Below are 13616 nucleotides of genomic sequence, written 5' to 3'. Positions count from 1 at the left end.
TCAGTGACCGCCGGTCGCCTTCAGACCGACCACGGCGACCAGCAGCAGGCACACGAAGAAGATCCGGGCGGCGGTGACGGGCTCCCCCAGCACCACCATGCCGAGCACCGCCGCCCCGGCCGCACCGATACCCACCCACACGCCGTAGGCGGTACCGATGGGAAGGGAACGGGCGGCGTACGACAGCAGCAGCATGCTCGCGACGATCCCGGCACCGGTGAACAGACTCGGCACCAGCCGGGTGAAACCGTCGGTGTACTTCATCCCGATCGACCAGCCGACTTCGAGCAGACCGGCGACGACGAGCAGAACCCAGGCCATGACAGGCACCTCCGAGACGCGGACTTCTGTACGGGGTGCGTCGTCTTGTCGTAGGACCCGGTACGGCGCGTCTCGTCGGGTTGCTCTTCAAAGCTAGCAAAGGAATGACAAAAGGGCTGGTGACGATGGTCACCAGCCCTTTCTGCCGTTTCTACCGTTGATTCAGAGGTACAGCCCGGTCGAGTCCTCGGAGCCCTCGAAGCGGTCCGCGGCCACGGCATGCAGATCGCGCTCGCGCATCAGCACATAGGCGATGCCGCGCACCTCCACCTCGGCACGGTCCTCGGGGTCGTAGAGAACCCGGTCCCCCGGCTCGACGGTCCGTACGTTCTGCCCGACGGCGACGACATCGGCCCAGGCCAGCCGCCGCCCGACGGCCGCGGTGGCGGGAATCAGGATGCCGCCCCCGGAACGCCGCTCGCCCTCACCGGCGTCCTGCCGCACCAGTACCCGGTCGTGCAGCATCCGGATGGGCAGCTTGTCGTGCTGGTCGCTGTGGTCGTTTCTCTTGGCGCTCACGGCTGAGAACCTACCTGCCTGACGGGAATCCGTACGCGCCCGGGTCAGCCCTTGCGGCGCCGGGTGCTGCCGAGGGCGAGAAGCCCCACGAGCCCTACGGCGACGAGTGCGACGGGGACGATGCGCTCCAGCCGCGGAGCCCCCTCCTCGTCGACGAACTGGGCCTTGGTGTCGGTGAGGACCTTGTTCACGCCGACGTAGGCCCGCCCGAGCGTGTGATCGATGTTCGACACCACCTTGGCCTTGGCATCGCCGACGATCGTCTTCGGGTGCACCCGCACCCCGATCTCGTCGAGCGTCTCGGCCAGCGTCTCGCGGCGGCGCTTGATGTCCGCCTCGATCTGCGCCGGGGTTCTCGTGTCCGACGTGTCCGCCACGGTGGGTCCTCCGGAGTCCGCTGTGTTCTGTGCCTGTGCGTGTACCTCTGCCTGTCCTGGACAGTCTGTCAGCTCGCCGGGCCGCCGCACTGTCAGGACCCCCGGTTAGGCTTGCCGGATGAGCGAGCGACTCCAGCCCGGGGACGTAGCCCCCGCCTTCACCCTCCCCGACGCCGACGGCACCGACGTGTCCCTGGCGGACCACAAGGGCCGCAAGGTCATCGTCTACTTCTACCCCGCGGCCCTCACCCCCGGCTGCACGAAGCAGGCCTGCGACTTCACCGACAACCTGGAGCTGCTGGCCGGCGCCGGGTACGACGTCATCGGCATCAGCCCGGACGCCCCGGAGAAGCTGGCGAAGTTCAGGGACAAGGAGAACCTGAGGATCACGCTGTTGGCCGACCCGGAGAAGACGGTCACCGAGGCCTACGCGGCGTACGGCGAGAAGAAGAACTACGGCAAGACCTACATGGGCGTCATCCGCTCCACGATCGTGGTGGACGAGGAGGGCAAGGTCGAACGGGCGCTGTACAACGTCCGGGCGACGGGCCACGTGGCGAAGATCATCAAGGACCTGGGTATCGGAAGCTGACCCAGACATCAGGAGCCAGGCCGGGCCGCCCCGGCACCGGCCTGCGCTCCTCGGTCCATTCCGTCCCGGCCATTTCGCGCGCGACGCGCCGCCAGAACCGTGCGGCCCCTGGATTGGCGTCCTGAAACGCGACGGTCCACTCCCCCGGATGCCGAGCGAGGACCTCCTTCACCGCCCTCATCCCGACACCGCTCCGCCGGGCGCCCCGGACAACGAAGAAGCTGTTGAGCACCCGGATGGGCCCATCGAGGCCCCGCACGAACGCGAACCCCACGGGTTGCTGGGCGCTGCTGAAGAGATACGCGGCCCAGTCCTTGTCACCACTGAACGCCGCCTCCAGCCGCTCGGTCCTGAACATGCCGTCAGGGTTGGGCAGTTGCCCCCCGAACTCCGACAGATCATGCCGGAAGAGGAGCCAGAGGCGGTCGAGGGTGGGGCGGTCGGTGGGAGTGACGGGGCGAATGGACAGGTCTCGTGTTTCGTCCGCTGCTGAGGTCATGAAAAAAGCCTCCCGAGCGGACAAGAGGTCCACAGCCGGGAGGCTTTGCAGGCGACGGGCAGATTATCGGGTTCACGGTTTACGTTTCAAGCGTGACTGTCGGATGGGCACTTCGTTACTCCGTGCGAGCCATGAACGTGTGGTCGGGACGCAGGGGGTTCGGTGGGAGTCAGCGCTTACAGCAGGGAGCGGCTGGAGGAGGCGGCTCGGGGGGCTCGGACGTTGTCGGAAGCCTTGGGGCAATTGGGGGTGGATCCGAAGAGCTCGACACGACGGTATGTCTTCGAGCGGATGAAGAAGCTGGGGGTCGATGTCTCACACTTCGAGCGGGAGGGTGTGAAGTGGACGCGGGAGGTCCTGCAGGAGGCCGTTTCGGCATCGACGAACATGTGCGAGGTGCTGCGGCTTCTGGGACTTGAGGTGGTCGGCGGCCACCACACGCACATCAGCCGCCGGATCAAGGCGTACGGGATCGACACCTCGCATTTCCGGGTACCGACCCGACGGGGCAAGGCGTGGCGGCCTCGGACTCCGGAAGGGCTTCTCGTGGAGCAGCCGGTCGGAGGGGCTCGGCGCATCCCGAGTGATCGGCTCAGGTGGGCGATGACGAGCGTGGGCGTCGCAGAACAGTGTGCAAGGTGTGGCACGGAAGCCGTGTGGCGAGGGCATCCGCTCCCGCTGGAGGTCGACCACATTGATGGCAACTGGCGCGACAACCGAATCGAGAACCTCCGGTTCCTGTGCCCCAACTGCCACTCGACAACAGACAGTTACCGTGGGCGCGGCAAGGGGCGGGTTTCATGAGCAGTGGCGTGCAGTACACCCGGGAGCGGCTGACCGAAGCGGCCGCGGATTGTTCGGACATCGACGAGGTCATCGCCTTCTTCGGCACGCGGCCCTACGGCCAACTGCGCCGCCATCTCTTCCGACGCTTCGACCACTTCGAGATCGACGTCTCGCACATGCCGCGGCACAGGCGAACCAGGGAAGTGCCCGCCAGGCCCTCCGCCGGCGACCTTCGCCGAGCGGTCGAGGGAGCGACCTCCATCGCGGGCACACTTCGCGCTCTGGGAATGGAGCCCTACAACAACAGGCTGCGCACCCTGCTCCACTACTGGGTGGCTGAGGACGGCCTCGACACCTCTCACTTTCTGGGGCAGGCGCATCAACGTGGCGGGCCGGGCACGACGCCGCTCCGGCGGGCGCAGGACATCCTGGTCCGGCATGACGGCGCCCGTCGGACCAGAACGCACCTGCTCCGCCGGGCACTCCTCGAAGTGGGTGTGCCCGAGGCGTGCTCCGGGTGCGGAACAGGGCCCGAGTGGCTCGGCAGGCCCATGACGTTGGAGGTCGATCACATCAGCGGAGACTGGAGCGACGACCGGCGGGAGAACCTGCGGTTGCTCTGCCCCAACTGTCACGCCGTCACGAGTACCTGGTGCCGCGGCGGCTCCGGAGCCCGATAAGCGCTCGACTACCAAGCCGCCCAGCCGGGTAGCATGAGCGCACGGGCGGTCGTGGCGGAACTGGCCTACGCGCAGCACTTAGGATGCTGTGGGAGAAATCCCTTGAGGGTTCGAGTCCCTCCGGCCGCACATCTTTGATTCGAAGGTCCACCCGCGTTCGGGTGGACCTTCTTCAGTTGTCAGCCCAACAGCTCCCGCACCACCGGCACCAACCCCCGGAACGCCTTCCCCCGGTGGCTGATCGCGTTCTTCTCCTCCGCCGTCAGTTCCGCGCAGGTGCGGGTCTCGCCGTCCGGCTGGAGGATCGGGTCGTAGCCGAAGCCGTTTGTGCCGGACGGGGTGTGGCGGAGTACGCCCCTCAACTGGCCCTCGACCACCCTCTCCGTGCCGTCCGGCAGGGCGAGCGCCGCCGCGCAGGCGAAGTGGGCGGCTCGGTGGTCGTCGGCGATGTCTGACAGTTGGGCCAGGAGCAGGGCCAGGTTGGCCTGGTCGTCGCCGTGGCGGCCTGACCAGCGGGCCGAGAAGATGCCCGGGGCGCCGTTCAGGACGTCCACGCAGAGGCCCGAGTCGTCGGCGACCGCGGGGAGGCCGGTGGCCTGGGCGAGGGCGTGGGCCTTCAGGAGGGCGTTCTCGGCGAAGGTGACGCCGGTTTCCTTGACGTCGGGGATGTCCGGATACGCCTCCGCGCCGACCAGGTCATGGCTCAGACCTGCGTCGGCGAGGATGGCGCGGAGTTCGGTGATTTTGCCGGCGTTGCGGGTGGCGAGGATCAGGCGGGTCATGCCCTCCAGTATCCCGGCAGTCTCCCGGTCCGCCGACGGCCCCGTTACGGCGTGCAGACCTTCGTCAACTCGCCCGCCGCGTCCGTGATCGGGCTGAGGTCGGGGGTCGCGTCGCCGTTGTCGACGGATGTGCGGACGTTGTCGACCGCCTTGCCGAGGTCCTCGACGGCCTGGTTGACGTCGGCGTTGTCGGTCTTGTCGCCTATCTCGTCGAGGTTCTTGTCGATGGAGTCGAGGGACTCCTCGAGCTGCGTCGGGTCGTTGGACGCGTTCTCCACGGCCTGCTGGAGGTCGGTGACGCTGTCGGCGATGGCGTCGGCGGTCTGGACGCAGTCCAGTGCCTTGTTGACCGCGTCGCAGCCGGTGGTCAGGCCTGCCGTCAGTCCTACGGCCGCCACTGCGGCGGCGATGACGACAAGACGTGGTCGACGACGGCCGCGTCGGCTCTCGGCCATGGTGATGGTCCCTCCCTTGCTCAGCCCCAAGGGCCCCCGTGCACTGGCCGGGCGTACAGCGGTGTGCCGTACGCCCGTACTCCTAGTGACGCGAGTTCGGGCGGCCGGGTTGCCCCTGCCGGCCACCTTTCCTTGGTCCGTCCTTTACTTTTCGAGGACGGTATCAAGGGCCTTGCGCTGCAGGACAGCGAGTTCCGTGCAGCCCAAAACCGCGAGGTCGAGGAGGGAGTTGAGCTCGTCGCGGGCGAACGGCTCCGCCTCCGCGGTGCCCTGGACCTCGACGAAGCGGCCGTCGCCGGTGCAGACGACGTTCATGTCGGTCTCGGCGCGGACGTCTTCCTCGTAGCAGAGGTCCAGCAGGGGCACGCCTCCCACGATGCCCACCGAGACCGCGGAGACCGTTCCGGTCAGCGGCTGGCGGCCCGCCTTGATCAGCTTCTTGCCCTGGGCCCAGGACACCGCGTCCGCGAGGGCGACGTACGCGCCGGTGATGGCCGCCGTACGCGTGCCGCCGTCGGCCTGCAACACATCGCAGTCGAGGACGATCGTGTTCTCGCCGAGCGCCTTGTAGTCGATGACGGCGCGCAGTGAGCGGCCGATGAGGCGGCTGATCTCGTGGGTGCGGCCGCCGATCTTGCCGCGGACGGATTCGCGGTCGCCGCGGGTGTTGGTGGCGCGGGGGAGCATGGAGTACTCGGCCGTGACCCAGCCCTCGCCGCTGCCCTTGCGCCAGCGGGGGACGCCTTCGGTGACGGAGGCGGTGCAGAAGACCTTCGTGTCGCCGAAGGAGACGAGGACGGAGCCCTCGGCGTGCTTGCTCCAGCCGCGTTCGATGGTGACGGGGCGGAGCTGTTCGGGGGTGCGGCCGTCGATTCGAGACATGGCGATGAGCCTAGCGGCAGACGCGGAAGGGGCTCCTCCCGCGGTGCGGCGGGAAGAGCCCCTGAAGCGTCCTGACCGTTTCTGCGGTCTTTACATCATGTCTTCGATGTCCGCGGCGATCGGGTCGGCGTCCGTGCCGATGACGACCTGGATCGCGGTGCCCATCTTGACGACTCCGTGGGCGCCGGCGGCCTTCAGGGCGGCGTCGTCGACCAGCGCGGGGTCCTTGACCTCGGTGCGCAGGCGGGTGATGCAGCCCTCGACCTCTTCGATGTTGTCGATGCCACCGAGCCCGGCGACGATCTTCTCTGCCTTGCTGGCCATGTCGGTCTCCTCACGCAACGCACTGTTGGCCCAACTTCACGAGCGATTGCGCCGAACGTACCGAAAGATGACGTCACAGCTATCCAATCGTCCGTAACTGGTCTACACCACCTGACAGGCGGTCGCCAACTCATGAGTTCCGAGACCACTGAGCCCCCTCCCACACGCCGACGGTGGCACTCGGCGTTCCAGGGACTGCAGAAGATGGGGCGGAGTCTTCAGCTGCCCATCGCCGTCCTGCCGGCGGCGGGCATCCTCAACCGGCTCGGCCAGCCGGACGTGTTCGGGGACGACGGGCTGGGCTGGACGAACGTCTCCAAGGTGATGGCGGGTGCGGGCGGCGCACTGCTCGACGGTTCGCTGGGGCTGCCGCTGCTGTTCTGCGTGGGCGTGGCCATCGGTATGGCGAAGAAGGCGGACGGGTCGACGGCGCTCGCGGCGGTGGCCGGGTTCCTCGTCTACTACAACGTGCTGCGGCAGTTCCCGGAGGACTGCGCGGTCGGGGCGAGGGCCCTCGAGAAGATCGGCTGCCAGGCCGCCGACAACTCCGTTTCCGCGTTCACTTATCAGAACCCCGGTGTCTTCGGCGGCATCATCATGGGCCTGCTGGCGGCGTTCTTCTGGGCGCGCTATCACCGTACGAAGCTCGTGGACTGGCTGGGCTTCTTCAACGGGCGCCGGCTCGTGCCGATCATCATGGCGTTCGTGGCGATCGTGTTCGCGGCGCTGTGTCTGTGGATCTGGCCGCCGATCGGTGACGGGCTGGAGAACTTCAGCGACTGGCTGAGCGACGCGGGCGCGTGGGGTGCGGGCATCTTCGGTCTGGCGAACCGGGCGTTGCTGGTCATCGGTCTGCACCAGTTCCTGAACGTGCCCATCTGGTTCCAGTTCGGCACGTACACCAAGCCGGACGGCACCGAGGTGCACGGTGACATCAACATGTTCCTGGCGGGCGATCCGAACGCGGGTCAGTTCACGTCCGGGTTCTTCCCGATCATGATGTTCGCGCTGCCGGCCGCGGCCCTGGCGATCACGCACTGCGCGAAGCCGCACCGCCGCAAGGAGGTCGGCGGGCTCATGCTCTCCGTCGCGCTGACCTCGTTCGTCACCGGCATCACCGAGCCGATCGAGTACTCGTTCCTGTTCATCGCGCCGCTGCTGTACGCGGTGCACGCGCTGCTGACGGGTGTGTCGATGGCGGTGACGTGGGGGCTCGGGGTGCACGACGGGTTCAGCTTCTCCGCCGGTCTGATCGACTACGTCATCAACTGGAATCTGGCGACGAAGCCGTGGGCGATCATCCCGATCGGCCTGTGTTTCGCGGCCGTCTACTACGCGATCTTCCGGTTCGCGATCACGAAGTTCGACCTGAAGACCCCGGGGCGCGAACCCGAGGACGAGGTCGAGGACGTGACGAAGGTCTGAGGCCGAACGGCCCTTCTCAACGCGGTTACAGAACCCACGGTTCCCGTCACGGAATCGTGGGTTCCTTACGTCACCTTCATCGTGCTACAACAGGTCTACACCACTGAGTGGTGTAGACCACCACCCGATGGAGGACGTATGAGCACCGCCACCGACACGGCGGCCCCCGCAAAGAGGCGGGGATCCGGTCTGATCCAGGGCCTTCAGAAGGTCGGCCGCAGCCTTCAGCTTCCGATCGCCGTGTTGCCGGCGGCGGGCATCCTGCTGCGGCTCGGCCAGGCCGACGTCCAGGACAAGCTGAACCTGCCCGACAAGGTCACGGCGGTCTTCGCCACGGCCGGTGGCGCGATCTTCGACAACCTGCCGATGCTGTTCTGCATCGGTGTCGCGATCGGCTTCGCCAAGAAGGCCGACGGTTCCACCGCGCTGGCCGCCCTGGTCGGCTTCCTGGTCTACAGCAATGTCCTGAAGGCCTTCCCGGTGACGGAGGCCAAGGTGCAGGCGGGCGCGGACATAGCCGCGACCTACAACAACCCGGGTGTCCTCGGCGGCATCCTCATGGGTCTGCTCTCCGCCGTGCTGTGGCAGCGCTACCACCGCAAGAAGCTGGTGGACTGGCTCGGCTTCTTCAACGGCCGCCGTCTCGTCCCGATCATCATGGCCTTCGTCGGCACCGCCATGGGTGTCTTCTTCGGTCTGGTCTGGGAGCCGATCGGTGGCGTCATCTCCGACGCCGGTGAGTGGATCACCGGTCTGGGCGCCGTGGGCGCCGGTCTGTTCGGTCTGATCAACCGCGCGCTGATCCCCGTCGGCATGCACCAGTTCGTGAACTCCGTGTCCTGGTTCCAGATCGGCGACTTCAAGGACTCGGCCGGCGAGATCGTGCACGGTGACCTCACCCGCTTCTTCGCCGGTGACCCCACCGCCGGTCAGTTCATGTCCGGCTTCTTCCCCATCATGATGTTCGGTCTGCCGGCCGCCGCGATCGCCATCGCGCACACCGCCCGCCCCGAGCGCCGCAAGGCCGTGATGGGCATGATGATCTCGCTCGCGCTGACCTCCTTCGTGACCGGTGTGACCGAGCCGATCGAGTTCTCGTTCATGTTCATCGCCCCGATCCTGTACGTGATCCACGCGGTGCTCACGGCCTTGTCCCTGGCGATCACCTGGGCGCTCGGTGTCCACGCGGGCTTCACGTTCTCCGCGGGCTTCATCGACTACGCCCTGAACTGGAACCTGGCCACCAAGCCCTGGCTGATCATCCCGATCGGCCTGGTCTTCGCGGCGATCTACTACGCCGTCTTCCGCTTCGCCATCGTCAAGTGGAACCTCCCCACCCCGGGCCGCGAGCCCGAGGAGGAGGTCGAGGACCTCACGAAGGCGTGAGGCTCCCGCGATGACCGAGGCCCCGGTACCGAAGAGGTACCGGGGCCTTCGCGTACGTACGTCTCAGATCTCGTACGACACCCTCGGCGCCGCGAGTTCCACCGGGCCGTCGAACGCCGCGCGGGCGTCGGCGAGGTTGGCCTGCGGGTCGGTCCACGGGGGGATGTGGGTGAGGACCAGGCGCCGGGCGCCGGCCCGGGTCGCGGTCTCACCCGCCTCGCGGCCGTTGAGGTGCAGGTCGGGGATGTCCTCCTTGCCGTGGGTGAAGGCGGCCTCGCAGAGGAACAGGTCCGTGTCGCGGGCGAGTTCGTCCAGCGCGGGGGTGACGCCCGTGTCACCGGAGTAGGTGAGGGACTTGCCGCCGTGCTCCACGCGGATGCCGTACGCCTCGACCGGGTGGGCCACGCGTTCGGTGTGGACCGTGAAGGGGCCGACGTCGAAGGTGGACGGCTTGACCGTGTGGAAGTCGAAGACCTCGCTCATCGAGGAGGCGGTGGGGGTGTCGGCGTAGGCCGTGGTCAGACGGTGTTCGGTGCCCTCGGGGCCGTAGACCGGGATGGGGGCACAGCGGCCGCCGTCGTGGCGGTAGTAGCGCGCGACGAAGTACGCGCACATGTCGATGCAGTGGTCGGCGTGCAGATGGCTGAGGAAGATCGCGTCGAGGTCGTAGAGACCGCAGTGGCGCTGCAGCTCGCCAAGGGCACCGTTGCCCATGTCGAGAAGCAGCCGGAAGCCGTCGGCCTCTACGAGGTAGCTCGAGCAGGCCGATTCCGCGGACGGGAACGACCCCGAGCAGCCGACGACGGTGAGCTTCATGAAGCAGAAACCTCCGCTGGCGGGATGAAAAGAGGTGGGTGCGTCGGGGGTCGTGCGGTCCGTCGAGCGTAAGGCGCAAAACCCCCTGTCGCTCCTCCGCCAAGGGCTGTTGTGGGCGAACTCACCTGTGCGGCGCTGCCATCCGAGGTACGTCACGTTCAGCCGTTCGAGGCTTCGGGGCGATGCCGCACGACCGGGTCACGGGCGGAACGTGCGTGCGAAGGGCGCGCGGTGGGGATCGGGCGCCGGTAACGTCATGCTTATGGACACGTCCTGGTGGCTGGCGCTCGCGGCGGTGGTGCTGCTCGCGTTGGTCGCCACGCTCGTCGACGGGTGGGGGCGGGGGCGCCGGCCGGCGGGGCGGCGTTCGCGGCCGCCCGGGCGGCCCGGGACGCGGGGTGCCGCGCGGCCGCGGCCGGCGGAGATCTGGTGGGCGATCGTGCCCTACGAGGACGGGCCGGGGGCGAAGGACCGGCCGTGTCTGGTGCTGGCGGTGCGCGGGCGGCGCGCGGTCGTCGCGAAGATCACCAGCAAGTACCACGACGAGCGGGCCGGAGTCATTCCGCTGCCGCCGGGTTCGGTGGGCGACTCCCACGGTCGCGCGAGCTTCCTGGAGACGGACGAGCTGCGCGAGGTACCGGTGGGGGACTTCCGGCGTCGGGTGGGGGTGGTGGACCCGGTCCTGTGGGACCAGGTCCGTCACCTGGCGAGTTAGCGGCTACGCCCAGAGCTGGCCCTGGAGCGTCTCGATCGCTTCCTCCGTGGTCGCGGCCGTGTACACGCCCGTCGACAGGTACTTCCAGCCGCCGTCGGCCACGACGAAGACGATGTCGGCCGTCTCCCCCGCCTTCACCGCCTTGTTGCCGACGCCGATCGCGGCGTGCAGCGCGGCGCCCGTGGAGACGCCCGCGAAGATGCCCTCCTGCTGCAACAGCTCGCGCGTACGCGTCACCGCGTCGGCCGAGCCGACCGAGAAGCGGGTGGTCAGGACGGAGGCGTCGTAGAGCTCGGGTACGAAGCCCTCGTCGAGGTTGCGCAGTCCGTACACCAGGTCGTCGTAGCGCGGCTCGGCGGCGACGATCCGCACGTCCGGCTTGTGCTCACGGAGGTAGCGGCCGACGCCCATCAGGGTGCCGGTGGTGCCGAGGCCCGCCACGAAGTGGGTGATCGAGGGGAGGTCGGTGAGGATCTCCGGGCCGGTCGTGGCGTAGTGGGCGCCCGCGTTGTCCGGGTTGCCGTACTGGTAGAGCATCACCCAGTCGGGGTGCTCGGCGGAGAGCTCCTTGGCGACGCGCACGGCGGTGTTGGAACCGCCCGCGGCCGGCGAGGAGATGATCTCGGCGCCCCACATGCCGAGCAGGTCACGGCGTTCCTGCGAGGTGTTCTCGGGCATGACGCAGACGATGCGGTAGCCCTTGAGCTTCGCCGCCATGGCCAGCGAGATGCCCGTGTTGCCGCTCGTCGGCTCCAGGATGGTGCAGCCCGGCGTGAGGCGGCCGTCCTTCTCCGCCTGCTCGATCATGTGCAGGGCGGGCCGGTCCTTGACCGAGCCGGTGGGGTTGCGGTCCTCCAGCTTGGCCCAGATGCGGACGTCCTCGGACGGCGACAGCCGCGGCAGGCGCACCAGGGGGGTGTTGCCGACCGCGGCGAGCGGGGAGTCGTAACGCATCGAGGATCAGGCCATGCCGCCGGCCACGGCCGGCAGGATCGTGACGTTGTCGCCGTCGGTGAGCTTGGTGTTGATGCCGTCGAGGAAGCGGACGTCCTCGTCGTTGAGGTAGACGTTGACGAAGCGGCGCAGCTCGCCGCCGTCGACGATGCGGGCCTGGATGCCGTTGTGCCGGGTCTCGAGGTCGGTGAAGAGCTCGGCGAGAGTGTCCCCGGCGCCCTCCACGGCCTTCTGACCGTCGGTGTACGTGCGGAGGATGGTCGGGATGCGGACCTCGATGGCCATGGTTGCGGGCTCCTGTCGGATGCGGTCTGGAGTGGGGCGGCGCGCGGCAGCGCAGAACAGCGGAGGTGAGTGGCGCCGCGGCTCACGGCCGTACGGCGGCAGGGAGCAGCGTCAACAGATGGCGCTGGCGAGCCTGCACAGGTCGACGTGCAGCCGCGCCACGAGCAGCATGCCCGGCGTCTTCTCGCTCACGTCGTGGGAAACCATGCGGTCATCGTATCGATTCCCGGTCCGGGTCCCGGAGTGTGATCCCACATGATGGACGGATTCCGGCCGGAGGATGAGACACCACAGTTCAGGACGCCACAGTTCAGGCGGACGCGCGCACGGTCAGTCGGGTGGGTACGACGATCGCGGCCGGCTCGGTCGCCCGGTCGAACAGCAGCCGGGCCAGCAGGCGGCCCATCTCGGCGACGTCCTGGTGGACGGTGGTCAGGGGCGGGTCGGTCGCTTCGGCGATCTCGGTCAGGTCGTCGAAGCCGACGACGGCCACGTCGTCCGGCACCCGGCGGCCGTGCTCGCGCAGCGCGTCCAGGGCGCCGGCGGCCATGAGGTCGGAGGCGGCGAAGACGGCGTCCAGGTCAGGGCAGCGGTCGAGCAGCGCGGCCATGGCGCGGGCGCCGCCCTGCCGGGTGTAGTCGGCGCGCTCCACGAGTTCGGCCGGGGCGTCGGGGAGGACGTCGTGGTAGCCGGCGAGGCGTTCGGCGGCGGAGTGCTCCTGGTCGTGCGGGCCGGTGACGGTGGCGATGCGGCGGCGGCCCAGGGAGGCGAGGTGCCGGACGGCCTGGCGGGCGCCGCCGCGGTTGTCGCCGTCGACGTAGGGGTGGGCGCGCACGGTGTCGCCGGCGTCCAGGAGGGGGCGGCCGCCGAAGACGGCGGGGATGTCGAGGCTGTCGGTCATGCCGTGGAGGCGGCCGCCGGGGTGCAGGGAGAAGAGGATGGCGCCGTCGACATGGCCGCCGCCGAGGTAGTCGGCCACGCGGGCGAGGTCGTCGGGCTCGTCCAGGAAGAGCAGGACGGCCTGGGCGCCGTGCAGGGCGAGTTCACGGCGGATGCCGCGCAGGAGGCGGTCGAAGAACGGGTCGAGGAAGAGCCGGCCGTCGGGCTGGTCCGCGACGACCGCGACGGCGCCGGTGCGGTGGGTGACCAGCTGGCGGGCCGCCTGGTTGGGGACGTAGCCGAGTTCGGCGATGACCCGCCGGACCTCCTCGACGACCTCGGCGCGCACCTTGGGCTCGCCGTTGATCACCCGCGAGACCGTGGACCGGGACACTCCCGACCGGCGTGCGACGTCCTCGATCGTGGGGCGCTGTCCATGCGGCCGTCGCGTCAACACCGTCTCCGATCCCCCGAGTTGGTCGGGCGTACGGTGATCAGTATGCCTCGACGATCTCCACGTCCTCCTCGGTGACCTCGCCCTCGACGATGCGGTAGGAGCGGAACTGGAAGTCGCCGAGTCCGTCCGTGTCGGCCGTCGAGACGAGGACGTAGTGGGCGCCGGGCTCGTTGGCGTAGGAGATGTCGGTGCGGGAGGGGTAGGCCTCGGTCGCGGTGTGGGAGTGGTAGATGACCACCGGCTCCTCGTCGCGGTCGTCCATCTCGCGGTAGAGCTTGAGCAGGTCGCCGGAGTCGAACTCGTAGAACGTGGGCGACATGGCGGCGTTGAGCATCGGGATGAACCGCTCGGGCCGGTCGGACCCGGCGGGCCCGGCGACGACGCCGCACGCCTCGTCGGGGTGGTCCTTGCGCGCGTGCGCGACGATCTGGTCGACGAGGGCCTGGGTGATGGTCAGCATGTCCGTCAGGATAAGCAGAGGG

20 protein-coding genes, 1 tRNA gene and 1 riboswitch are annotated in these 13616 nt (G+C 68.6%); of the genes, 7 read left to right on the top strand and 14 right to left on the bottom strand.

The features are described 5' to 3' along the window. From OG885_RS28160 to OG885_RS28150, 3 genes are all read right to left on the bottom strand, one after another. Complete coding sequence (locus OG885_RS28160) at nt 1-321, bottom strand: SMR family transporter (protein WP_363163686.1); 321 nt, start codon at nt 319-321, stop codon at nt 1-3. A gap of 34 nt (nt 322-355) precedes the next feature. After that, nucleotides 356-420: riboswitch (guanidine-III (ykkC-III) riboswitch) on the bottom strand. Nucleotides 421-483: 63 nt separating this feature from the next. After that, entirely contained in the window at nt 484-840 is a 357-nt protein-coding gene (locus tag OG885_RS28155) for a GroES family chaperonin (protein ID WP_399961689.1), read from the bottom strand. Between the two features lie 44 nt (nt 841-884). Beyond that, complete coding sequence (locus OG885_RS28150) at nt 885-1217, bottom strand: DUF3618 domain-containing protein (protein WP_314202527.1); 333 nt, start codon at nt 1215-1217, stop codon at nt 885-887. A gap of 118 nt (nt 1218-1335) precedes the next feature. Here OG885_RS28150 and bcp point away from each other — a divergent pair, with 118 nt between their 5' ends. Then, nucleotides 1336-1809 (top strand): thioredoxin-dependent thiol peroxidase, encoded by a 474-nt coding sequence (bcp, locus tag OG885_RS28145; protein WP_399961685.1) that lies wholly within the window; start codon nt 1336-1338, stop codon nt 1807-1809. On the opposite strand, the gene OG885_RS28140 is transcribed toward bcp, so the two are convergent. Then, nucleotides 1784-2308, bottom strand: a complete 525-nt coding sequence (locus OG885_RS28140) for a GNAT family N-acetyltransferase (RefSeq protein WP_405742913.1) — start codon at nt 2306-2308, stop codon at nt 1784-1786. The two genes, bcp and OG885_RS28140, sit on opposite strands and share 26 nt — an antisense overlap. Before the next feature lie 162 nt (nt 2309-2470). Between OG885_RS28140 and OG885_RS28135 the strand changes: the two genes are divergently transcribed. The 3 genes from OG885_RS28135 (at nt 2471) to OG885_RS28125 (ending at nt 3903) form a co-directional block, all read left to right on the top strand. Continuing rightward, on the top strand, nt 2471-3112 hold the full coding sequence (locus OG885_RS28135; RefSeq protein WP_405736464.1) for an HNH endonuclease signature motif containing protein: 642 nt from the start codon (nt 2471-2473) through the stop codon (nt 3110-3112). After that, nucleotides 3109-3774, top strand: a complete 666-nt coding sequence (locus OG885_RS28130) for an HNH endonuclease (protein ID WP_405736461.1) — start codon at nt 3109-3111, stop codon at nt 3772-3774. Before OG885_RS28135 ends, OG885_RS28130 begins: the two co-directional genes overlap by 4 nt. A gap of 45 nt (nt 3775-3819) precedes the next feature. Next, a tRNA-Leu gene (locus OG885_RS28125) sits at nt 3820-3903 on the top strand. 50 nt (nt 3904-3953) lie between these two features. On the opposite strand, the gene rdgB is transcribed toward OG885_RS28125, so the two are convergent. From rdgB to OG885_RS28105, 4 genes are all read right to left on the bottom strand, one after another. Further along, nucleotides 3954-4556, bottom strand: coding sequence for an RdgB/HAM1 family non-canonical purine NTP pyrophosphatase (gene rdgB, locus OG885_RS28120; RefSeq protein ID WP_405736458.1), 603 nt, complete (start codon nt 4554-4556; stop codon nt 3954-3956). A gap of 44 nt (nt 4557-4600) precedes the next feature. After that, nucleotides 4601-5011 carry a hypothetical protein gene (locus OG885_RS28115; RefSeq protein ID WP_399961679.1) on the bottom strand — a complete coding sequence of 137 codons (411 nt, stop codon included), beginning with the start codon at nt 5009-5011 and terminating at the stop codon, nt 4601-4603. Between the two features lie 144 nt (nt 5012-5155). After that, a complete protein-coding gene (gene rph / locus OG885_RS28110; RefSeq protein WP_405736454.1) occupies nt 5156-5893 on the bottom strand; it encodes a ribonuclease PH in 738 nt (245 codons plus the stop codon). A gap of 90 nt (nt 5894-5983) precedes the next feature. Further along, the gene (locus OG885_RS28105; protein WP_055568676.1) at nt 5984-6217 is read right to left on the bottom strand and encodes a glucose PTS transporter subunit EIIB; all 234 of its coding nucleotides are present in this window, start codon (nt 6215-6217) and stop codon (nt 5984-5986) included. Between the two features lie 132 nt (nt 6218-6349). Between OG885_RS28105 and OG885_RS28100 the strand changes: the two genes are divergently transcribed. Beyond that, complete coding sequence (locus OG885_RS28100) at nt 6350-7642, top strand: PTS transporter subunit EIIC (RefSeq protein ID WP_405736452.1); 1293 nt, start codon at nt 6350-6352, stop codon at nt 7640-7642. 138 nt (nt 7643-7780) lie between these two features. Continuing rightward, entirely contained in the window at nt 7781-9028 is a 1248-nt protein-coding gene (locus tag OG885_RS28095; RefSeq protein WP_405736450.1) for a PTS transporter subunit EIIC, read from the top strand. 63 nt (nt 9029-9091) lie between these two features. Here the strand turns inward: OG885_RS28095 and OG885_RS28090 are convergent, their stop codons facing one another. Further along, nucleotides 9092-9844 carry an MBL fold metallo-hydrolase gene (locus OG885_RS28090; RefSeq protein ID WP_399961671.1) on the bottom strand — a complete coding sequence of 251 codons (753 nt, stop codon included), beginning with the start codon at nt 9842-9844 and terminating at the stop codon, nt 9092-9094. A gap of 262 nt (nt 9845-10106) precedes the next feature. Here OG885_RS28090 and OG885_RS28085 point away from each other — a divergent pair, with 262 nt between their 5' ends. Then, nucleotides 10107-10559, top strand: a complete 453-nt coding sequence (locus OG885_RS28085; RefSeq protein WP_405736446.1) for a type II toxin-antitoxin system PemK/MazF family toxin — start codon at nt 10107-10109, stop codon at nt 10557-10559. Nucleotides 10560-10562: 3 nt separating this feature from the next. On the opposite strand, the gene OG885_RS28080 is transcribed toward OG885_RS28085, so the two are convergent. The 5 genes from OG885_RS28080 to OG885_RS28060 all read right to left on the bottom strand — a co-directional run bounded on the left by OG885_RS28080 (nt 10563) and on the right by OG885_RS28060 (nt 13594). Continuing rightward, nucleotides 10563-11513, bottom strand: coding sequence for a PLP-dependent cysteine synthase family protein (locus OG885_RS28080; RefSeq protein WP_405736443.1), 951 nt, complete (start codon nt 11511-11513; stop codon nt 10563-10565). Between the two features lie 6 nt (nt 11514-11519). Then, entirely contained in the window at nt 11520-11798 is a 279-nt protein-coding gene (locus OG885_RS28075; protein WP_405736441.1) for a MoaD/ThiS family protein, read from the bottom strand. A gap of 111 nt (nt 11799-11909) precedes the next feature. Continuing rightward, nucleotides 11910-12005, bottom strand: coding sequence for a putative leader peptide (locus tag OG885_RS28070; RefSeq protein WP_019759525.1), 96 nt, complete (start codon nt 12003-12005; stop codon nt 11910-11912). A gap of 103 nt (nt 12006-12108) precedes the next feature. Beyond that, nucleotides 12109-13131 carry a LacI family DNA-binding transcriptional regulator gene (locus OG885_RS28065; protein WP_405736438.1) on the bottom strand — a complete coding sequence of 341 codons (1023 nt, stop codon included), beginning with the start codon at nt 13129-13131 and terminating at the stop codon, nt 12109-12111. A gap of 40 nt (nt 13132-13171) precedes the next feature. Further along, nucleotides 13172-13594, bottom strand: coding sequence for a M67 family metallopeptidase (locus tag OG885_RS28060; protein WP_132798756.1), 423 nt, complete (start codon nt 13592-13594; stop codon nt 13172-13174). Nucleotides 13595-13616 lie beyond the last annotated feature (22 nt).

The organism is Streptomyces sp. NBC_00028 (genome assembly GCF_045041065.1).
Taxonomy (GTDB): Bacteria; Actinomycetota; Actinomycetes; order Streptomycetales; family Streptomycetaceae; genus Streptomyces.
Note: the sequence above shows the minus strand (reverse complement) of the source record. Positions and strands in the feature narration are given on the sequence as shown.